We start from the raw sequence: 22,666 nt of genomic DNA on the forward strand, positions 1-22,666 counted from the left end.
TGCATTTTAAAACTTATTATTTTCTTGCTTGATCTTTTCCGCTAAATAAATTTTTTATCCATCCAAAGAATCCCGTTTTATCTTCTTTCACAGTTTTGGTTTCTTCTTTAACTTGTGCAACTTTTATTTTTATTTCATCAGTTTTCATAATAAATTTAACTTTACCATCCATATTATCGCCTACACCTGAAAATGTACCGTAATTATTAGATATTTTCACGAGCTCATCCTTTACATCAATAGCATCTTGTAACTCTCCCATTTTACTGCTTATATTTTGAATACCATCTTTATCAAATTTTTTCATATTCTCGTCTAGCTCTTTACTTCCATTTGCTAATTTTTCAGCACCTGTTTTTAATTTTCCTGATCCAACAGAAAGTTCTCCCAATGCTAAATTTAGTTTACCAGCACCTTGTGCTAATGGTTTTACTCCCTCATTATTTAATTTCATTAAACCATCTGCAACACTTTGAGACCCTACTACTAACTTTTGAGTACTTTCTCCCATTGTTTTTGTTCCTACACTCAAGTCCTTAGCTGCCACATTTAATTTTTCTGCTCCACCTACAAGTCCTTGGCTACCAGTTTTAAGATTTTCTGCTGCCGGCCTTAGTTGTTCTCCTCCTTGCGCAAGCTGAGTTGCCCCTTTAGCTAACTCTCCAGTTTTATCTGATATTTGTCTTGTAGCTTTAGTCAATTCATTAGAACCTGTGGCTGCATTTTTTTGCCCTTCTTGTAACTGAGTCATACCTGAATTTACTTGCTGTGAACCTGCTTTAATTTTTGCTATCCCTAATTCAAGGTCATCTAATCCTTGTAAGAATTCATTTCCACTACTCTTTAAGGATATAAGACCTGTTTTCTCACTTTCTAATCCCTCATTTAGATTCTGAGCTATTTCACCTGTACCAGGAATCTTTCCTAATAGACTAATAAGACCCTGTAATTTTTCTATTCCTGCTATTAAAGTACCTGTAGCCTTTATTTCTAATTCTTTACCTTTTTTTAATTTCTCTATACCTTTTAAGCTCTGCTCTGCTCCAGCTATTACTTGCTCTTGACCTTGTTTTAGCTTCTCTGTGGAATCCACCATTGCATTTAATCCTTGACTTAATGATTCCATCTTAACCGATACTGTAGTAGTCCCTTCAACTAACTTATTAGCACCTTCTGAAAGTCCTTTAGTCCCTTCAACAAGTTTTACGGTTCCATCTGATACCTTAACGGCACCCTCGGCAAAACCTTTTGAATTTGCCGAGAAATCTTCTGCTCCTAGTCCAAATTGCTGAGCCCCACTGCCAAACTTCGTAGTACCTATGGCAAATTCCTTTAATCCATCTGCTACCTGCACTGCCCCATTTTGTGCTGCACTAACACCTTCTCCAAGCTTTGTCATACCAGTATTTAATCCTAAGGCTCCAGCGCCTAGCTTATTTACTCCGCTGTCAAACAACTCCATATTATCAGCCAACGACTTTTGACCAAGAAATAATTTTCCCGTTCCACCTACTAACTTAGTACTGGCATCTTGGATATCATTTATACCCTTTACTAAATCCCCTAAAGATGAGGCACTTTTAAACTCTTCTATATTAGGAAGTTCAGGAGTACCTGTTATCATTATGGGACCCATTTCAAAGTTTTCTACCTGCGTCGTAATTTCTAAACTCTCTTTTAAGTCTAATGTACTATCCGACAAACCTAAGCTTTCCTTCATTCCTGGAAGGCAAATGAAAGTAACTATCTGGTTATTTCCGTCATTAATAATTTTCCCACTATTAATATTGACATTCTTAAAATTATCTACTGGCAAATCTAATACAGTTACAGTACTAAATGGAGTATATACCTTTCTGTTTTTTCCTTTAATATTAATCATATGACTTTCATTATTTTTATAATCAATTTTTATTTTGACTTCTCCACTTTTGCCTACCAATTCCTCTGGTTTAATTTCCTTTCCATTTAGAAAATACTTAACACTTACATCTATAGGTAGCTTTTTATCAGTAGTTCCTTTGTAATAAACATCATTCCCCTCTAACTTCCAAGTTAAATTTTCACCAACTCCACTGGGTTTTTCTTCACCCTTTACATTTTTTATACCTTTTAATATAGACTTATCCTTAATCTCAACATTTTTTTCATTAGAATGAATCCAATCACTTACTATTCTTTCTTTAACCTGTCCTTGCTGATTTAATGTAACGTAAACAGTTTCATCCTTTTGAATTAATTCAGTAGCATATACCATATTTGAACTAGCTAATGAGCCTATTAAAACAATACTTAATAATCTTTTAGACATACATTTATTTTTCACGCTAATACATCTCCTCTATGTTTTAACTTTCTGACTATGCTTTTACCTTAAGTTTATTAATCCCTTCCGGCTTAGATTTGAAATTTCTACTAGTCTTTATTATTAATTTTTCACTTACTAGTAGTATAGATGGAAGAACAAACAGGATAATTCCCATACTTATTAGTGCTCCCCTTGCCATCATTGTGCATAGTGAGCTTATCATTTCCATATCAGAAATGATTGCTACCCCTGCCGTTGCTGCAAAGAAAGTTAATGCGCTGGTTACAATAGATTTGGCAGATCCCTGAACTGCTATTTCCATAGCCTGGTTTTTCTCATGTCCATTTCTCATTTCTTCTCTAAATCTTGTTGTAAGTAATATTGCATAGTCAACGGTTGCACCTAGCTGTATAGTTCCAATAACTATAGATGCTACAAATGGGATAACATTACCCATGTAACATGAAATTGCCATATTTATAAATATTGCTAGCTGTATCGCTAAAACCAGAATTACTGGTATAGATAGAGATGAAAACACTAAAATTATTATAGCAAATATTGCACCAATAGATGCTATGCTAACATGCTTAAAGTCTACATCTGCTATTTCAGTTAAATCTTTAGTAAGAGGTCCTTCTCCTGAAACCATTGATTTTGGGTCGTATTCTTTTGTAATTTTAACTACTTCATTTATTTGAGCACTTTCTTCATTTGTAGCTGCTCTATATTTAGAATTTGCCATTATTAGTTTGTACCCACCCTTTTGTACCATATCTTTAATATCTTCGGGTATAAAGCTTTCTGGAATTAATGGTCCTAAGTATTTATCTGATGAAAGTACCTTTTCAATTCCATCTACCTTTTCTATTTTCTGCACCATTTCCTTTACTTTATTAGTTTCAAGCTTATCATTTACTATAATGAAGTGTGTTGTTGTCATATTATAATCTTTCTTTAGTTTGTTTGTTGCTACAATAGAATCTAAATCCTTTGGCAACGATTCATCTAAGTTATAATAAACCTTAGTGTGATTGTTTCCATAAATGGCTGGTATAAATGCAAGTAAAAATACTACAGTGATTATTTTATAGTGTTTTGTAGCCAACTTTGATGTCCTAGTAAATTCAGGTAGTAATGTCTTATGGCTAAATTTATGAATAGATTTATCAAATATTAAAATTAATGCTGGCAATACTGTTACTGTAGATATAACTCCAAGTAAAACTCCCTTTGCCATTACTATCCCAATATCTTTACCTAATGCAAGTTGCATGGTACATAATGCTAAGAAACCTGCCACAGTTGTTAGTGAGCTTCCTGTTATAGCGACTAATGTATTTGCTATTGCATCTCCCATTGCTCCTATGTGATCATTTGGCATAAGTTCTCTTTCTTCATCATATCTATGAAGTAAAAATATTGAGTAATCCATAGTTACACCAAGTTGAAGCACTGCTGCTAATGCCTTTGTTACATACGAAATTTCTCCGAGAAATATATTTGTTCCCATATTGTATAATATGGCATACCCTATACCTAATAAGAAAATAAATGGAATTATAACAGATTTCATTGTTAGTGATAAAACCACCACTGATAATATAACGGCAATCATTACATAAAATGGTGTCTCTTTATCAGCTAAATCTTTAGTATCCTTTACAATGGCCGATATACCGCTTAAATAACACTGCTTATTTGTTATCTTCCTTATATTTGCTATACCATTTTGAGTGGCTTCTGAAGATGCGGATTCTTTAAATTTAATTATTAGCATGGTAGAATTTCCACTATAAAAAGAACTTTTAATTTCATCAGGTAAAATTTCTTTAGGTACAGAAGTATCTAAGATATCATCTGTCCAAATAATTTTCTCCACACCTTGAACCTTTGCAATCTTTTCTTTTATTTTCACAACATCCTTAGCTTCCATATCTTCAACAATTAGCATTGCTGTAGCTGCACTTGAAAAGGTCTTATCTAAAATGTTTTGCCCTTTCATTGAATCAAGGTTTTGCGGAAGATAGGTTAAAAGATCATAGTTTATTTTTGTATTTATCATTCCAAACACAGATGGAATAAGTAATAATGTACAGATAATTAAAATTATTATCCTGTTTTTAGCTATAAAATGTCCAAACTTTTTCAATTAGGTCATCCCTTTCTTAGAACATTAATTTTGTAATATTTTTCTAATGGTTTTGAACAAAATTGGTTTCATGTTATCTATAGTATCAGGTTCCTCTAATATAATTGAGCTATAGCAAATAGATCCTGTTAGTTCAATAATCATAAATAATGTTTTTTCTGCTTCCGTGACACACATGTTTTTGCTTACTATATTATCCATAAATACTTTTGCAATTTCCTTCATTTCATTGTACTCTAAAGGCTCTGCCATTATTTTTCTATAAATTCCCCAAGAAAGATTTTTATATATAAGCCTTAAAAGTTTTTTATCGTTTCTTAAATACTCAATTATATAATCCACAAAAAATATTACTTTATCATCAAATTGTTGGAACTCCTTTTTCATAGATATCTCAATAGCTTCTTTTAAAACCTTAGAGCTCTTTCTTAAAACTATCAAATCAATAATATGATATTTATCTTTAAAGTAAAGATAAAAAGTTCCTTTAGCTACTCCCGCTTCTTTTACAATATCGTTTATAGCCGTATCATTAACTCCTTTAGTTGTAAAAAGTTCATATGCAGCGTCATATAGACTCTTTTGTTTATTTAATTTATTTGTTTCCGATTTGCTTTGCTTTTCTTTAGTAGTTTTATCTTTTTCCATAATACATTTACCACCTTATTTCTATTTTAATATTATGACCATTGGTCATTTATATGTTACACTTATTTATTATATGCTTTTATGACCAATAGTCAATAATTATATTGTGAATAATATGTGAATATCAAAAATCGCTTTAATCAAACTCAATTGCTAGTATTAGACATAAAAATATTATAAATATCTATTAAGTTTAACATCTATGATATAATCATATAATGCGGTTGTTAATAAAATAATTATTAATTAAGGAAGTGGAAAGACTTGTTCAAGAATACAAAGATACCCTATTTAAATTTAATTCCTGTGATTTTACTATCCTTTATCTTATTCAAATTAGTAAATAATCTTGGGTTGCTTACTGATAGTATCCATATTTTTATTTCATACATAAGCTCATTTATATGGGCATTCGGTATAGCATACTTGTTAAATCCTATAATGGTAATTATTGAAAATAGGTTTCACACAAGACGTGTTATAACTTTACTTATTATCTACATATGTGTTTTAAGCATATTATTTTTCAGTGTTACCATACTAACCCCTAATATAGGTGCTAGTATTCGTGAATTATCATATTCAGCTCCTCAATATATTTCCAAGACTCAAATTTGGATTTCTCAAAATATGGATAAAATTCAACTGCTTGATAAGTATGGTATAACTAAATATTTAGATGAAAGCACCTCTTCACTTATAACTAATTTAAGTAAGTATCTAAATACAGGTATTAACGTTGCTTTTATAACAGCCCTAGGATTCACATCTTCATTTATGAAGTTTGTATTTGGTTTTGTTGTCTCTATCTACCTTCTAAAGGATAAGGAAGTCTTAATAATAAATATGAAAAAGCTAATTTATGCAATATTTAAAAAAGAAAGAGCAGATGATTTTTTAACCTTTAGTAATGAAGTTAATTATATTTTTTCAAGCTTTGTTGTAGGAAAATTTATCGACTCCGTTATTATTGGTATTATATGCTTTGTGGGACTTAGTATCTTTAGCATCCCCTATACTGTACTTATAAGTTTAATAGTTGGAATTACAAATATGATCCCTTATTTCGGGCCTCTTATTGGAATGGTCCCAGCAACTATTATAACTCTTTTTTATAACCCTGTAGTTGCCTTCTGGGTACTTGTATTCATTGTTGTTCTTCAGCAATTTGATGGGTTATATTTAGGTCCAAAAATACTTGGGAGTTCCCTTGGTTTAAGCCCTTTACTTATTATCCTTGCCATACTCGTAGGTGGTGGAGCCTTTGGTATACTTGGAATGTTCCTAGGAGCACCTACCCTTGCAGTTATTGTACTTCTAACTAAAAGATTCATTAATAGGAGATTAGAAGAGAAAGATATTGTGTTATAAAAATAAAAAACAATGTAAGTATAATAAATTATACTTACATTGTTTTTTATTTTTATAAATTCTCTATCTTTATAGCATTCTAGCGCTCCCCAAGCTTTAAGTTCGGCATTGCGTTAAGAGTTAATCCCGAAACCCTTCCATTAATTAATTCAAAGTAAGCTGCACTTCCAATCATAGCTGCATTATCAGTGCAAAGAATCATTTCAGGAAACAAAACTTTTATATTTTTGTTTTGACCTTCCTTTATCATAGTCTCTCTAAGACAAGAATTTGATGCAACCCCTCCTGCTATAGCTATTTTATCAACACCTTTAATTTCACATGCCTTTAAAGCATTATCCACCAAAACATTAACCACTGCCTTTTGAAAGGAAGCTGCCACATCTGGCACATTAATCTCTTCATTTTTCATGTTCGCTTTATTTAAATAATTTAGCACTGCTGATTTAACTCCACTAAAAGAAAAATCTAAGCTATTATCATGAAAATTAGCTCTTGGAAACTTTATAGCATCTGCATTTCCTTCTTTTGCTATTTTATCTATTTTAGGACCACCAGGATATCCAAGACCAATGGCCCGAGCTACCTTATCATAAGCTTCCCCTGCTGCATCATCGCGAGTTTGGCCCATAACTTCGAAGTTACCATAGTCTTTCATGTGTACAATAGTAGTATGTCCCCCTGAAACAACTAAACATATAAATGGTGGTTCAAGCTCCTTGTGCTGAATAAAGTTAGCACTTATATGCCCTTCTATATGATTAACTCCGATGAGCGGTTTATTGGTTGCGTAAGCGAGTCCCTTAGCATATTGGACTCCTACGAGTAATGCACCTACTAGACCTGGTCCGTAGGTTACCCCGATTGCATCTATCTCCTCTAATGTTATCTTTGCTTCATCTAGTGCCTCTTGAACAACAGCGCTTATTGCTTCAATGTGCTTTCTAGATGCCACTTCAGGAACAACGCCTCCAAATTTCTCGTGTATATCAATTTGCGATGCAATTATGTTTGATAAAACCTGCCTGCCATTCACTACCACTGCTGCTGCTGTCTCATCACAACTTGATTCAATTGCAAGTATTTTAATATCTTTTTCCATTGTCTTTACCACCTTTAGTATAATATATATAATCATTCTTAGAATGCTTGAATTTTTTAATAGAATATCTTAATTATACTTTATTAACTTTATCATTTCAAACTTTTATATTACTTACCACGTGACCCTACAATGATAAGGCTTTTCTATGTTATAATTATATATATAACTATATTATAGCAGGTTCTTATTGACAGTTATTATCTATTAAACGTACATGCTAGGAGGCACATATGAGTATCAGTTACGCAAAAGTCATAATAAAAGGCTCACCTATTTCAAAATCAAATTTTAAGCTCTTCAATATGAATGGCAGGGCAATTTTACCCTATAATTCTGGCAAATATCATGATAGATATGCTTTATATGAAGAAGAAATTGCTTTTCAATGTAGAATACAAAATCCAGGTGTTACCTTAACAGAATCTCTTATCGCTGTACTAAAAGTATATTATAAAAGCGTAAAAAGACATCCTGATACAAATAACATTACAAAAAGTATCTTCGATGGAATAGAGAAAAGCGGCCTCATAGTAAATGATGCACAAGTTACAAGACTTATCATTGAAGAATTTTATGACACAGTAAATCCTAGATTTGAATTAGAGCTTTTTTGCGAAAGCACCTATGCTATGAATTATTCAGTAGTTGAAAGAAATGAAAAGGCACAATCTATAAATTATGACCCACCTTCAAATAAAAAGAATACCTTAAGTACTAAAGCAAATAAATCAAAGCCTGTAGATAACACTTGTCCCGATTCAAGACTTATATGTGAAATATGTAGGAAACCTGTATCAAAGGATGCCTGTCTTTCTGCCAACAAGGGCAAAACAACCTTATGTAAAAACTGTTTTAAAAAACTATTTTAAATACATATTATCAATGTATTTTTTGCTTATTTGAAAAATATTCAGCATTTAATTCACTAAAATGCTGATAATAATATTACATACCCATATTATATGTTATAATAATGTTGTATATATGTTATACAAATCTTATACAACATATAAAAATAAATACAATTTAATATTATCTTTTAATTGTTGTATAAATGTATTTTTAATGAAAAATTTACATAATAGGGGGATGCATATGAAAACAAATGTTAACATCGATTGGAGTAAATTAGGATTTAGCTACATGAAAACAGATTTGCGTTACATTTCAATGTGGAAAGATGGTAATTGGGATGATGGTAAACTAGTTGAAGATAACAATATCACAATAAGTGAAGCTTCAACTGCTATCCACTACGGCCAACAATGTTTTGAAGGATTAAAAGCTTATCGTACAAAAGATGGCAAAATCCAACTGTTCAGACCAGATGAAAATGCTAAACGTATCAGCAAAAGCTGTAAACGTATTCTCATGCCTGAAATACCTGTTGAAAAATTTATTGATGCATGTATTCAAGTTGTTAAAGCAAATGAAGCTTATGTTCCACCATATGGAACTGGTGCAACACTTTATCTTAGGCCTTATGTTATAGGTATTGGTGATAACCTTGGAGTAAGACCTGCCCCTGAATTCTTATTTGGTATATTCTGTTGTCCTGTAGGACCATACTTTAAAGGCGGAATGTCTCCAGTAAACTTTATGATTACAGAAGAATTTGATAGAGCTGCACCTCATGGAACAGGAGCTGCAAAGGTCGGCGGTAATTATGCTGCAAGTCTTTTAGCTCATCAAGATGCTGTTGATAAGGGTTTTGCAGACTGTATATATCTTGACCCTGCAACTCATACTAAAATTGAAGAGGTTGGCGCTGCAAACTTCTTTGGAATTACAAATGATGATGTGTTTGTAACTCCAAAATCACCGTCAATACTTGCTAGTATAACTAAACGTTCTCTGCTGCACGTTGCAAAGGAATATTTAGGATTAAAAACAGAAGAAAGAGATGTCTTAGTTGATAATCTAGATGAATTTAAAGAAGCTGGCGCATGTGGAACAGCTGCTGTAATATCACCTATCGGTGGTATAGCGTATAAAAATAACCTTCATGTTTTCCATAGCGAGACAGAAGTTGGCCCAGTTACTACAAAACTTTATAATACTCTTTACGGAATCCAGTTTGGTGACATAGATGCTCCAGAAGGATGGATGGTAGAAGTAAAATAATTATTTATAATTATTAAAAAAACACAACTTCAAACTTGAAGTTGTGTTTTTTATAGCTTTCACATCTAATTATTCATTATCAATATAATCCCCAGAAGAATTATTTTTTATTTCTCCGCTGCTATTTTCTGTATAAGATACACCATTCTTTTGTTTCTTATTTATAATACTTTTTCTTACTACTATGGACTTATCAATCTTACTTTTACCACCCGTATAGGAGTTATCTGTTTTATGAAGAAGCTTTTTAGCATTGCTGATTATATTCTCTGTAAGGTGCTTATATTGACTACTTTCCATGAATGTATTTTTCACACTATTTTTAATTACATCTAAATGAGTAAAATTATTCACCTGCAAACTTTCAATCTTACTACTTATATTTTCAATTTCTAAAAGACTTTCACCAATTAATTCAAATAAATTCTTTAAGCTTTCATTATTTTTAATTAATCCCGCAACCTTAACACATATTGTGCTTTGTGGGTTAGCCTTGCCTTCATAGTCTTCTTCACTTATTATTTCTAGTAGTATATCTGGTTGCTGGCTTATCAGTTCTCTAATTGTACTATTTTCTAAAAGCATTTTAATAGCAACCTCACTATTACTTCTAACAATAAGATTTTCACTTAAATCATCATAATCTACCTTTATATCCTGCATATCAAAGAAGCTTAGAATATAATTATTAAAGCACTCTGAAAAAACTTTAAACTTAAAACCACTCTTATTTAAAAACACACAATAAACTCTTGTATAAACACGCTCGTATCTATTATTAGAATCATATGTATCTAAAACAATAACCCAGTCGTGAAATTCTTTTACAACTTCATAAATCTTAAAAGTTGAGTCTTTAACTATAAACTTGGCACCGATATCATCACTAACCATTCTCCATATATCTTCATGGGTAGGACCGAATAAACTCATAAATATTCCTCCTTTATACATCCTCAAAAACTAATTCTTTATTGTAAAGATCTCTTGTCTTATATAAAGTCAAACTCAAAATAAACCTCACTACTAAATCTATGCCCATAACTATCCATACAGCCTTTATGCTCATATTAAATTTATAAGTTACGATGAGTGTTAAAGGAATCCTAATTATCCATATTCCCACCCCTGAAACAATCATAGGAACCTTTGTATATCCGGCTCCTCTAAGGGCACCATTAAATACCCCTGCAATATTTTGAGGTAGTTGTACAATTCCCATTATCACAAGGTACATTATTCCCATTTCAATGACTTTTTCATTATTGGTAAGAAGCCTTAGAACTGTGCTTGGGAGAAATATTAGTATAAATGCACTTATGCTAGTAATAACTGCCGATCCCCTAAGTAGTTCTTTCATATATTTGCGCCCTAAAACCTCATCTTTGGCACCAACTGCTTGGCCAATAAATGCTGTAGCTGCAACTCCAAATCCCATTGCTGGCATAAATGAAATAGATTCTGCTTGCAACCCAAGCTGGTAAGATGCCAATGCTGTTTCACCATAAGACAATATAATTCTTGTTAATATTATGGCAGATATTTGCCAAAATATCGACTCTAGTGCCGTAGGTGTTCCCACTTTGAATACTCCACTAATTTGCTTGAAATTTAATTTAAAGAACTTTTTATTAAATAGTGAACCTAGCATTCCATCTCTATTAAATAAAACATATATACCAAGGGCTGCGCCAATAATCTGAGCAATTAAAGTTCCAATTGCCGCTCCTCTAATACCTAAAACTGGCATTCCAAATTTACCAAATATAAATATATAACTAAATACAATATTGCTGATATTCATTATTATTGCAATCTTCATAGGGGTTTTAGCATTCCCGGTAGCCTGCAACACTCCAGCTGCTACAAGCATTACAACTACACAGGGTAATCCCCATGAAATAATCTTTAGATATAAGGTTGCATTTGCCAATAGTTCTGGTTTCGGATTGAAGATCTTAAGTAATACTGGTGCTTTCCAAAAAATAATCTGTTGTAATATAACAACTAATATTATTGAAGAAAGCAATGTTTGTTGAATAATATGCTTAACCTTCTTATGATCTCCTGAACCATAAGCTTGTGCCACAAAAACCGCCCCACCTGTTGTTATTCCTTTAAATAGCGCCCATATAATTTGTGTAATTCTTGTACTAATTCCTAGTGACGCTATGGCAATGGCATCAATTCTTCCTATCATTCCCATAGAAACAAATCCCGCTGTCATTTGCAAAATATTTTCAATGGTTATAGGCAAAATCATAGAATAAATCTTTTTACGAACCTGCTTTGTATCACTTACTTTTTCTATAGACTCCAAGTTATCACCCCTATGTATTATGTTATGTAAATTAATTAATCATCCTAATAACCCTAATTTAATAATATGCTTATACAATATTACTTTACTAACTCATTATATCAGATTTGCTTCGAGTATCTAATGATTTTTACATTATTTTATGTGAAATTTGTAGTTTTAAAACCATACTGATACACCATATAATATAATAGCCTATTTCTATAAATAGTTATCTACTTTAAGGAGTTGTTTGTTATGAATCTAAAAAAAAACCGTACCCCTATGAAATTTAAAAACAAACTATTTTTATTAATTGCACTTATAAGCTTAACAATTTCAACAATAATGCTTTATTCCATTTCAGAAGGTTTTGATAATGACAAAGCCATAACGTCTAACACAATTACTGAAAGATTATCTAAGATTTCAGAACTTTCCACCTCCAAGTATAGCTATACTAACGTATTATCCATTAAAGATAGTAGGAAATTTAAAGATTTCTCTATTCCCTTCACTGAAAAGTCCTTTCTTGTAAAATATAGCGGTTATGTTAAAGCTGGTGTAGATTTAAATGATATAGATGTTATTATAAATGAAAAAACTGTTACCTTAAGCTTAAAAAAAGCCAAAATATTTGATCATGTCATAAATACAGATGACCTACTCGTTTATGACGAAAAATCATCCATGTTTAATAAACTTAGTATGCAAGATATGATATATGAAATTAGTAATGAAAAAGGTAAAGTTGAGGTTGACTTACTAAAAACAGGATTTTTAGATGAAGCTAATACCAATGCTAAATTGCTTTTACAAGGTATCTTATTGGACATGGGTTTTCAAAATGTAATAATAATCTTTAAATAAAAAAGTTTTATAAATATTAAGAAGCAGAAAACCAAATGGTTTTCTGCTTCTTAATAATTTATATTACCAACTTCCAGAGGAACCTCCACCACTTGATGAACCTCCCCCAAAGCCTCCAAAACCACCGCTACTTCCTCCACCACTTCTTCCGCCGCGTCCACCTCGTCCGCCACGTCCAAGAATTGAGCTCCAAAATAGTAATTTGGTTATAAATCTAATCAATCTTCCCTTATTGAAAATTAGATCAAGTAAAGAAAGTACAATAACTCCGATTACTAAAAATCCATTTCCCCTACCGTTACTACTTGTATTGTCGCTGCTTTCAATATATCTTGGAATACTAACATTCTTTTCTAATATCACCCCGTATTCCTTGGCAATATTATCTGAAAGAATTGAATAAGCCTCCCTAAGCCCCTGTCCATATTGAGTCTGCTTAAATTTAGGTACCGCAATCTCATTCATCATTCTTGAAGAGTATATGTCCGTAACAGCACCTTCTAGCCCTGTACCTACTTCTACCCTCCACTGCTTTTCTTCCATTGATAATAAAATTAATAATCCATTGTTTTTATCCTTTTGTCCAATGCCCCACGCTCTAAAAATCCCTGTTGCATAGGATTCTATAGTTTCACCCTCTAAAGACTTTATAACTACAACAGTAGCTTGTGCACCAGTTTTATCTTCTAATTCCTTTCCTACGGATAAAATATATTGAGCTGAATCACTATCTATTACCTTAGCGTAATCATTAACATATTTTAATTCTGTAGCTTTCGGAAACTTTGGCGCTGCGTCTACTAAATTCATAACTACTATTTGACTTAACAAAAATGCACTTATAATAATTACAAAAAAGTTTTTTGCATTGATACTATGTTTTTTAAAATTATTTAATGTGCTATTATAAGTTTTTACCACTAGTTTCGTTAAATATATATTCATATTTTAACACCTACTTTGTAAAGTCGACTTTTGGCACTTCTTTAGCAGATTCACTTGCTTTGTAATACGCCCTTTCTTCAAATCTAAAAACTCCTGCAATAATGGCGTTTGGAAATTTTTTAATTGTAGTATTATAATTATCAACGCTTCTATTATAATCTTGTCTTGAAGTGCCTATTCTGTTTTCAGTTCCTTCTAGTGCCACTGTTAAATCCCTAAAATTCTCATTAGATTTTAATGCTGGATAGTTTTCCACAACTACCAAAAGTCTTGATAGTGAACTTCCAAGCTCCGCATCCGCCTGTGCTTTATCTGTTACAGTTTTTGCTCCTGCAAGTTTAGCTCTAGCTTCAGCTATTTTAATGAAAATATCTTTTTCTTGAGTAGCATATCCCTTCACAGTTTCAACCAAGTTAGGAATTAAATCAGATCTTCTTTGAAGTTGAGTATCAATATTTCCCTCTGCTACCTTTACCTTTTGTTCTAAACTTACCATCTTATTGTACCCGCTAATAATAGGCATTGCTATTACTAAGAATACGGCGATTACTACTATAACATTTCTTAAAGTTTTATTCATTTTTTCCACCCTTTCATTTTATAAATTTATAATTTAAAATAATCATTTGGTTCTTCAACTATTAAATCATCATCTGCGATGCTGCAATATTAAAATGTTGTTAAAGCAAACCCTTCCTTATAGAATAACTTATGAATTTTAAATGGATACTATACTAATTTGCTATTAATTCAATGAATTTATGTATCATTTAAAACTACATTTCTAATAACATCAAAGGTTCTTTTTATATACTCTTCTGTTTTATGGTTTCCTAATCTGTTATTAATCTTAGCCAAGAGGCAATTTAACCTTAGAATATCCTGAAAACTTATATCTTTCAATTCTTGAAAAATCAACAAGGTTTTTTGATTCTTTTTATAATCTTCTATTAATAAATCTTCTCCTTGTTTTGATATGTCCAAGTAGTAGGCATTTTTTATCAACGCTTTTTCTTTGCAAATAAAATTCTTGTTGTATAAGTTTTTTACTATAACATGAACTGTTGAAGGTGACCAAAAACTAATTTGGCTTAGCTGCTTTGAAGTAACTCCAGGAAACGCCTCAATTATCCACAATGCTCTAAGTTGAGCATAAGTAACATTAAACTCTTTAAGTGGTTCTCTATGGCTATCTTCAACAGTTAATACAAATATTCTTAAAAGATTATATATACTAGTTATCTTTTTTATAGTAATAATTTTATTTACATCAAAGCCTGTTAAATCAATTTTTAACTCTAATTCATTAATTTTTTCGATATAGTCAAAAACAAACTCTTTCTTTTCTTTTATAATAATCTTAGTAAAAATTCCTATGATAAAGTCTAACTCTTCATGGGAAAACAAATCAATTAAATCAAAAAGATAAAATTTTCTTTTCTCATCTTGTTTATTTGCACTAATAAAAGACATGCCCAATTGCGTTAATTGAAACTTATATACCTTTTTATTAATAGTTTCCCCTTTAAATATTAATTCTTTACTTATTAGAATTTTAATCATATTACTTACAGTAGGTGAAGTCCAACATCCTATCTTGGCAATACTACTAAGTGAAATGCCGGGGAATATTTTAATAATCCAAAGAACTCTAAGCTGTGGCAAAGTTATACCTGAACTTTCTACAGTTCTTGCATAATTAGATTCAATTTCTAAAAAAGCATATCTTGATAAATTATATAACGAATGTATATTAAATAAGTATTCTGTTTGATTCATAAAATATCCTCTCATACGTTAGTTATCTTTCCCATAAACTATTACTTAATTTGCATAACTATCATTTAATAAATTGTATCAAAGATGTTACATCAAATCAATAAAAGGATTTAATTATATAGAACAATACATATTTTTCATTGTCCTTTTTTGTGGAATATGCTATGCTTTATTAGGTTCTTTTAAGAAATTTTATTAAAAACTATTATATTTAACATAATACTAAAAGTAGCCGTTTTCAAGTAACTTAATGCTTGAATATCTGTTATATCTAATATTCGAATGCTAATTAAATTAAAGGAGTGAAAATTATGTTTGTCCCAAAACTAGTTACCTGTTTAAAAGATTATTCTAAAGAAAAGTTTGTTAAAGATTTTATTGCTGGAGTCATTGTGGCTATCATTGCTCTCCCACTATCCATAGCTCTTGCCATAGCTTCAGGAGTATCTCCTGAAAAGGGACTTTATACAGCAATTATTGGTGGTTTTATAATCTCTTTACTAGGAGGAAGTAGAGTTCAAATTGGCGGCCCTACTGGTGCATTTGTAGTTATTGTCTTTGGCATAGTTGAGAAGTTTGGTATAGATGGACTAATTGTATCGACTATCATGGCTGGCTTTTTTCTTATAATAATGGGCATTCTAAAATTTGGCGGTATGTTAAAATTCATTCCATATCCTATTACCACTGGATTTACAAGTGGTATTGCCATTACCATCTTTTCCACCCAGATTAAAGACTTCTTGGGCCTAACCATGAAATCAGTACCTTCAGAGTTTATTCCTAAGTGGATTGCTTATTTTAATAATTTAAATACTTTAAATTTACAAAGTTTAAGTATCGGTATACTTTCACTTTTAATAATTATATTTTGGCCTAAAATAAATAAGAAGATTCCTGGAACTCTAATAGCAATAGTTCTAACTACTGTACTGGTTCTCTTCTTTAACTTAAATGTAGAAACTATTGGAAGTCGTTTTGGTAACATTTCTAGCTCATTACCTAGAATCTCTATTCCCCATACCTCTTTTGCTATGATAAAAGAGCTAATGCTTCCGGCTCTAACTATTGCAATTTTAGGTGGTATAGAATCATTACTATCTGCCGTGGTAGCCGATGGTATGATTGGTGGATCACATCGTTCTAATATGGAACTTGTTGCTCAAGGCATCGCTAATATTTTTTCCGGTCTTGTAGGCGGCATACCTGCAACAGGAGCAATAGCAAGAACTGCAGCGAATGTAAAAAATGGTGGTAGGACTCCTATTGCTGGTATAGTACATGCACTATCATTATTAGTAATACTTCTGCTATTCATGCCTTATGTAAAACTTATACCTATGTCATCCTTAGCTGCAATATTAATTATAGTCTCTTATAACATGGGAGAATGGGACGCTTTTCAAAGAATATTTAAAGCTCCTAAGAGTGATGCTGCAGTTTTTCTAGTTACTTTTTCTTTAACCTTGTTCTTTGATTTGGTAATTGCCATAGGAATAGGATTGCTTCTCTCTGCACTGCTATTTATGAAAAGAATGGCAGATGTCACTGATGTACGATATATTCTTGATGAGCATGAAGATAAGGACCAAATTGAACTTATAGATAGCATAAAAACCCCAGAGCATGTATCCTTATATGAAATTAATGGACCTTTCTTTTTCGGCGCAGCAGACAAATTTGTACATGCTATTAGAGAGATAGGTATTCCCACTAAAATTTTAATACTAAAAATGGCCAATGTACCTGCCATGGATGCTACAGGATATCATGCATTGGAAATGCTTTATGATATTTGCAAAAAACATCATACTCAGCTAATAATGTTAAACCTTCAAGAACAGCCAATTAGCACCCTTGAAAAGTATGGATTTGTAGAAACCTTAGGAAGAGAAAATTTCTGTAGTAATGTTGAAGAAGCTATTGAAAGAGCTAATTCTCTACTAAAAATATAAATAACATTATATATTTTGGAGAGGAATAAAATTTATTTTCCTTTAATATTACAATACCATATACTAATGTATTATAATATTAAGTGTAGCATTTATATTATATAAGCTACACCAATAAATTTATAGCATTTATAAAGGGGAGTAATGAATGATATTTTCTAGTGAACCATCTATTGATACTATAGAAGAGGATTTGAGATATGTTAAACTATTAGCTAGCAAGTATCCTACAATTCCAGACGCTTGCACTGAAATCATAAATCTAGAAGCTATATTAAATCTACCTAAAGGCACTGAGCACTTTCTTACAGATGTTCATGGTGAATATGAATCCTTTAATCATGTCCTTAGGAATGCATCTGGAGTAGTCAAACGAAAGATTAATGATATCTTTGGGGCTTCGCTTAGAGATATTGAAAAAAAAGAACTAGCAACTATTATATATTATCCTGAACAAAAGTTGGATATAGCTATTAAACAAGAGGTTGATATAGAAGATTGGTATAAAACTACTCTTCATAAACTTATTAACATCTGTAGAACTATGTCCTCTAAATATACTAGATCTAAAGTAAGAAAGGCACTACCTCAGGATTTTTCATACATTATTGAAGAATTGCTACACGAACAACAAAGTACCTTTGATAAACAGGAGTATTACAATGGCATTATTCAAACAATAATTAAAATTGGAAGAGCTAAAGAATTTATAGTTGCTATTTCAAACCTAATTCAAAGGCTAACTATAGATAGACTTCATGTTTTAGGTGATATATATGATAGAGGCCCTGGGGCTCATATAATATTGGATACTTTAATGCACTATCATTCTGTTGACATACAGTGGGGTAACCACGACATGCTTTGGATGGGAGCTGCTGCTGGCTCTGAAAGTTGTATTGCCAATGTTCTTCGTATTTCTACTAGATATGCAAATTTAGACACAGTAGAAGAAGGTTATGGAATTAACTTATTGCCTCTTGCAACCTTCGCATTAGATTTTTATAATGGTGATCCATGTGAGTCCTTTAAACCTAAAGTTCTCCCTGAAAATAACTATAGAGAAAAAGATCTTAACCTAATGTCCCAAATGCATAAAGCTATTTCTATAATTCAATTTAAACTTGAAGGTGCAATAATAAAAAGGCGCCCTCATTATGAAATGGAATCTAGATTACTTCTTCACAAAATTGATTATGAAAAAGGCACCATAAATATTGACGGAAAAGACTATCCACTAAACGATACTAATTTTCCAACTATAGACCCAAATGATCCTTATAAATTAACTCAGGAGGAAAGAGAGCTTGTTGATAAACTTAAGTCTTCTTTTTTAAATAGTGAAAAACTTCAGAATCATATACGATTTTTGTATTCTAAAGGTAGTATGTATTTAAAATATAACTCAAATTTACTTTATCATGGATGTATTGCACTAAATCCTGATGGTAGCTTTAAAAAAATCAAAGTAAATGACACCATTTATAGTGGAAAATCCTATATAGATAAAACTGAGCGAGTAGCGAGAGAAGCCTATTTTGGCAAGGCCGATTCTGAATCTAAACTTTATGCCTTGGATTCCGTATGGTATTTATGGTGTGGTTGCAACTCTCCCTTATTTGGCAAGGATAAGATGACTACCTTTGAGCGATATTTTATAAATGACAAAAGCACTCATACTGAGGTAAAAAACCCATACTATAATTATAGAGATGATGAGAAAATATGTAATAACATACTCTTAGAATTTGGTCTAGACCCTACTGATTCACACATTATAAATGGCCATGTTCCCGTGAAGACTACACAGGGTGAAAGTCCTATAAAAGCTAACGGTAAACTACTAGTTATTGATGGTGGCTTCTCCAAGGCTTACCAACCACAAACAGGAATAGCAGGGTATACCCTTATTTATAATTCTTATGGTCTACTTTTAGCCTCCCACGCACCTTTTGAATCTACACAAAAGGCTATTGATGAAGGTAAGGATATCTTTTCTTCCACTATAGTTCTTGAGAAATCTACAAATCGGAAACGTGTAATAGATACGGACATAGGGCTTGAAATTAAAGAGCAGATTAAAGACTTGCAACTACTTCTTACAGCCTATAGAAAAGGGCTTATTAAAGAACAACGTTAACCTTATACTTAACCCTTTATAAACCCTAAATCAAAATCCACTTGGCCTTGTGAGGTCAAGTGGATTTTGTCTTATTCAGAAAGTGTTAAATCTAATTTTATTGTCTTGTTATTCCTAACTAATTCAACCTTAACCACATCAGAAGCTTTATGAGTGCCTTTGATCTTATTTAATTCGTCTACTGTTTTAACCTTTTGTCCATCAAACTGCACAATAATATCTCCATTCATTATGCCTGCTTTTTCTGCTGGACTAAAATTTTGAATCTCTGAAACATAAACTCCCACCGGAATGTTATATTGCTTAGAATCTTCCTCGGTAACATCCTTACAACTAATTCCTATCCTAAGAATTGGTTTTACTAAATTTTCCATCTTAGGATTTACAGAATTAATTGGTATTGAAAACCCTAACCCTTCTACCCCTTCTTGGCGTATTTTTGCAGTATTTATTCCTATAACTTGACCCTTAGAATTTACAAGTGGTCCACCACTATTACCTGGGTTAATTGCTGCATCTGTTTGGATGAATTTCAAATCCTTATTTTCAATATTTACTTGTCTATTAACTGCACTAACCACGCCTGCTGTAACCGATCCTATAAATTCTTTCCCTAAAGGATTCCCTATTGCTACTACAGATTCTCCTACCTCAAGCGCATCTGAATCCCCGAACTGTGCTACACCTGGAACCTTAGTATTTTCAGCTAGTTTTATTACAGCTACATCCGATGCGGCATCATAATTAACTACTTTTGCAGAAACTTCTTTCCCATCAATAAGCATAACCTTAATATTTTGAGCTCCACTTATAACATGATAGTTTGTCAAAATATATCCATCTTCACTAAATATTATTCCAGTCCCTACACCCTCAGTTGGAGTGGTTTGCCATCCACTTTTGGTAGTAGCGCTTGCACTAGTAGAAATTGCTACTACTGAAGGGCTTACTTTTTTTGCAATTTCAACTACACTTAAATTTTCAGTATTGCTGTCAGCAATGAGCTTTGCTTTTCCATCGCTAGAACTTTTTGCAGTAGTTACCTTAGATGTAATAGCCTTATCACTACTACCTGTATCTTTCATCATATTTATTGTAGCAAGACTAGCTCCTACTCCTGCAAGGGTAGAACAAATTGCACCTACTAATATATAGGATGCTATTCTATTTCTCATACCCCCTTTCTTTTTCACTTCTTCACTTTTTACTTCTACAAAATCAGTATTACCAAATGCAGTATAATCTTCTTCACTTTGTTTTCTCTGAGCTTCCTCATTAGGTGCATTAACTATAATATTTTCTTCAATTACCCCACTATTGTTTTCATAAGAGTCACTTACAACCTCATTTGAATTAACACTTTCACCTTCAATTACATTTTTATTCGTTTCATCATTTATATTCTCACTTATGTCATTTATTTTTTCATTCTTATCATTCATGTTCTCATTCATATTTTTGTCTCTCCTTTCAATTCCAATTTATATTCTATCCATAAGTACATATTACTATCTCTATGTTACAGTTTGGTGACAACTTTATTAACAAATCTTTAATTAATTTTAAACAAAAATCATTTTACAACTTATCTAACAGTTTATGAAGCTTTTACTTATGAAAAAATAAAAGAACTATTATATAAAAATATAATAATCCTTTTATTTTTAAATCATATTATCTCCATTTTATCTTCTTTGTATTAATACTTACAGCGTATTATTTACTAGCATATAAATCAACTATTTTAAGTATCACTTCAACAGCTTTTTCCATAGCAAAAGTAGGTATAAATTCATATTTACCATGGAAATTGTGTCCACCTGTAAATATGTTTGGTGTAGGAAGGCCCATAAAGGAAAGTCTTGCGCCGTCTGTACCGCCTCTAATTGGAACCATTATTGGTGTTACTCCTACTTCTTTCATCGCTAAAGATGCTGTATCTATAATGTGTTTAACTGGCTCTATCTTTTCTTTCATATTGAAATATTGATCCTTAACTTCTATTTCAACAGTGCCACTGCCATACTTGTCATTTAGTTTATCAGCTATATTTTTGATAAATATTTTTCTATTTTCAAAACTTTCATTATCAAAATCTCTTATAATATATTGAAGCTTTGTTTCTTCAACTTCTCCATTAAGGGCAGTTAAATGATAAAATCCTTCGTACCCTTCTGTAGTGCCTGGTGTTTCATCTTGCGGTAAAGCACTTATAAGTTCATTTGCTATAAGTGTAGAGTGAATCATTTTTCCTTTTGCTGAACCTGGATGAACGTTTCTTCCGTGAATTCTAATCTTTACTCCTGCTGCATTGAAGTTTTCGTATTCTAATTCTCCAACAGTTCCACCATCTACAGTGTATGCGAAATCTGCATTAAATTTCTTAACGTCAAATAAGTCTGCTCCACGGCCCACTTCTTCATCCGGTGTAAATCCTATACATAGGTTACCATGTGGTACCTGTGGATTTTGCATTAAGTATTCTACAGCAGACATTATCTCTGAAATCCCAGCTTTGTCATCTGCTCCTAGTAACGTAGTTCCATCAGTAGTAATAAGTGTTTTCCCTATATAATTCTTTAATTCAGGAAAATCCTTAGGAGATAGTATTATATTATTCTCTACATTTAATATTATATCCTCTCCATCATAGTTTTCTACAAACTTAGGTTTAACGTTTTTACCAGGCATATCTGGTGCTGTATCCATGTGTGCTATAAAACCTATAGTTGGTACATCCTTCTCTATGTTGGATGGAATCGTTGCCATTACATATCCATTCTCATCAACGCTTACTTGCTTTATCCCCATTTCTTTTAATTCCTTAACCAATTCTGTAGCAAGTATCATTTGCCCATTTGTGCTTGGCACAGTAGTTGATTCCTCATCAGATTTAGTATCGTAGCTTACATACTTTAAAAACTTTTCTATAACTTTTGACATATTCCCATCTCCTCGTTCTTCATTAAG

General features: G+C 31.9%; 17 protein-coding genes. 6 read left to right on the forward strand and 11 right to left on the reverse strand.

Annotated elements, in window-relative coordinates:
• Nucleotides 1–16: 16 nt before the first annotated feature.
• The 3 genes from LGK97_RS04945 to LGK97_RS04955 are packed head-to-tail and all read right to left on the reverse strand — an operon-like array spanning nt 17 to nt 5,108.
• The gene (locus LGK97_RS04945) at nt 17–2,326 is read right to left on the reverse strand and encodes a hypothetical protein (RefSeq protein ID WP_226258645.1); all 2,310 of its coding nucleotides are present in this window, start codon (nt 2,324–2,326) and stop codon (nt 17–19) included.
• A 34-nt stretch (nt 2,327–2,360) separates the two neighbouring features.
• Nucleotides 2,361–4,460 (reverse strand): efflux RND transporter permease subunit, encoded by a 2,100-nt coding sequence (locus LGK97_RS04950; RefSeq protein WP_226258646.1) that lies wholly within the window; start codon nt 4,458–4,460, stop codon nt 2,361–2,363.
• Nucleotides 4,461–4,484: 24 nt separating this feature from the next.
• A complete protein-coding gene (locus tag LGK97_RS04955; protein WP_226258647.1) occupies nt 4,485–5,108 on the reverse strand; it encodes a TetR/AcrR family transcriptional regulator in 624 nt (207 codons plus the stop codon).
• A gap of 306 nt (nt 5,109–5,414) precedes the next feature.
• On the opposite strand from LGK97_RS04955, the gene LGK97_RS04960 reads away from it, so the two are divergent.
• Nucleotides 5,415–6,479, forward strand: coding sequence for an AI-2E family transporter (locus LGK97_RS04960; RefSeq protein ID WP_226258794.1), 1,065 nt, complete (start codon nt 5,415–5,417; stop codon nt 6,477–6,479).
• A 79-nt stretch (nt 6,480–6,558) separates the two neighbouring features.
• On the opposite strand, the gene tsaD is transcribed toward LGK97_RS04960, so the two are convergent.
• Nucleotides 6,559–7,581, reverse strand: a complete 1,023-nt coding sequence (gene tsaD / locus LGK97_RS04965; protein ID WP_226258648.1) for a tRNA (adenosine(37)-N6)-threonylcarbamoyltransferase complex transferase subunit TsaD — start codon at nt 7,579–7,581, stop codon at nt 6,559–6,561.
• A 233-nt stretch (nt 7,582–7,814) separates the two neighbouring features.
• On the opposite strand from tsaD, the gene LGK97_RS04970 reads away from it, so the two are divergent.
• Both LGK97_RS04970 and LGK97_RS04975 read left to right on the forward strand, forming a co-directional pair.
• Nucleotides 7,815–8,453 carry a RusA family crossover junction endodeoxyribonuclease gene (locus LGK97_RS04970; RefSeq protein WP_226258649.1) on the forward strand — a complete coding sequence of 213 codons (639 nt, stop codon included), beginning with the start codon at nt 7,815–7,817 and terminating at the stop codon, nt 8,451–8,453.
• Nucleotides 8,454–8,673: 220 nt separating this feature from the next.
• Nucleotides 8,674–9,708, forward strand: a complete 1,035-nt coding sequence (locus LGK97_RS04975) for a branched-chain amino acid aminotransferase (RefSeq protein ID WP_264174969.1) — start codon at nt 8,674–8,676, stop codon at nt 9,706–9,708.
• 69 nt (nt 9,709–9,777) lie between these two features.
• Here the strand turns inward: LGK97_RS04975 and LGK97_RS04980 are convergent, their stop codons facing one another.
• Nucleotides 9,778–10,641 (reverse strand): hypothetical protein, encoded by an 864-nt coding sequence (locus tag LGK97_RS04980; RefSeq protein ID WP_226258651.1) that lies wholly within the window; start codon nt 10,639–10,641, stop codon nt 9,778–9,780.
• Between the two features lie 13 nt (nt 10,642–10,654).
• On the reverse strand, nt 10,655–12,028 hold the full coding sequence (locus LGK97_RS04985; RefSeq protein ID WP_226258652.1) for an MATE family efflux transporter: 1,374 nt from the start codon (nt 12,026–12,028) through the stop codon (nt 10,655–10,657).
• 237 nt (nt 12,029–12,265) lie between these two features.
• Here LGK97_RS04985 and LGK97_RS04990 point away from each other — a divergent pair, with 237 nt between their 5' ends.
• A complete protein-coding gene (locus LGK97_RS04990; protein WP_226258653.1) occupies nt 12,266–12,877 on the forward strand; it encodes a DUF4230 domain-containing protein in 612 nt (203 codons plus the stop codon).
• 63 nt (nt 12,878–12,940) lie between these two features.
• On the opposite strand, the gene LGK97_RS04995 is transcribed toward LGK97_RS04990, so the two are convergent.
• The 3 genes from LGK97_RS04995 to LGK97_RS05005 form a co-directional block, all read right to left on the reverse strand.
• Nucleotides 12,941–13,822 (reverse strand): TPM domain-containing protein, encoded by an 882-nt coding sequence (locus tag LGK97_RS04995; protein WP_226258654.1) that lies wholly within the window; start codon nt 13,820–13,822, stop codon nt 12,941–12,943.
• A gap of 10 nt (nt 13,823–13,832) precedes the next feature.
• Entirely contained in the window at nt 13,833–14,402 is a 570-nt protein-coding gene (locus LGK97_RS05000) for a LemA family protein (protein WP_226258655.1), read from the reverse strand.
• Between the two features lie 179 nt (nt 14,403–14,581).
• Nucleotides 14,582–15,601, reverse strand: a complete 1,020-nt coding sequence (locus LGK97_RS05005) for a MarR family transcriptional regulator (RefSeq protein ID WP_226258656.1) — start codon at nt 15,599–15,601, stop codon at nt 14,582–14,584.
• Between the two features lie 311 nt (nt 15,602–15,912).
• On the opposite strand from LGK97_RS05005, the gene LGK97_RS05010 reads away from it, so the two are divergent.
• Both LGK97_RS05010 and LGK97_RS05015 read left to right on the forward strand, forming a co-directional pair.
• Nucleotides 15,913–17,556, forward strand: coding sequence for a SulP family inorganic anion transporter (locus LGK97_RS05010; RefSeq protein ID WP_226258657.1), 1,644 nt, complete (start codon nt 15,913–15,915; stop codon nt 17,554–17,556).
• A 148-nt stretch (nt 17,557–17,704) separates the two neighbouring features.
• On the forward strand, nt 17,705–19,696 hold the full coding sequence (locus LGK97_RS05015; protein ID WP_226258658.1) for a fructose-1,6-bisphosphatase: 1,992 nt from the start codon (nt 17,705–17,707) through the stop codon (nt 19,694–19,696).
• 71 nt (nt 19,697–19,767) lie between these two features.
• Here LGK97_RS05015 and LGK97_RS05020 read toward each other — a convergent pair whose 3' ends face one another.
• Both LGK97_RS05020 and pepT read right to left on the reverse strand, forming a co-directional pair.
• A complete protein-coding gene (locus tag LGK97_RS05020) occupies nt 19,768–21,150 on the reverse strand; it encodes a S1C family serine protease (protein WP_226258659.1) in 1,383 nt (460 codons plus the stop codon).
• A gap of 262 nt (nt 21,151–21,412) precedes the next feature.
• Nucleotides 21,413–22,639, reverse strand: coding sequence for a peptidase T (gene pepT, locus LGK97_RS05025; protein ID WP_226258660.1), 1,227 nt, complete (start codon nt 22,637–22,639; stop codon nt 21,413–21,415).
• Between the last annotated feature and the right edge of the window lie 27 nt (nt 22,640–22,666).

This window comes from Clostridium sp. CS001, assembly GCF_020443565.1.
Lineage (GTDB): Bacteria > Bacillota > Clostridia > Clostridiales > Clostridiaceae > Clostridium_AD.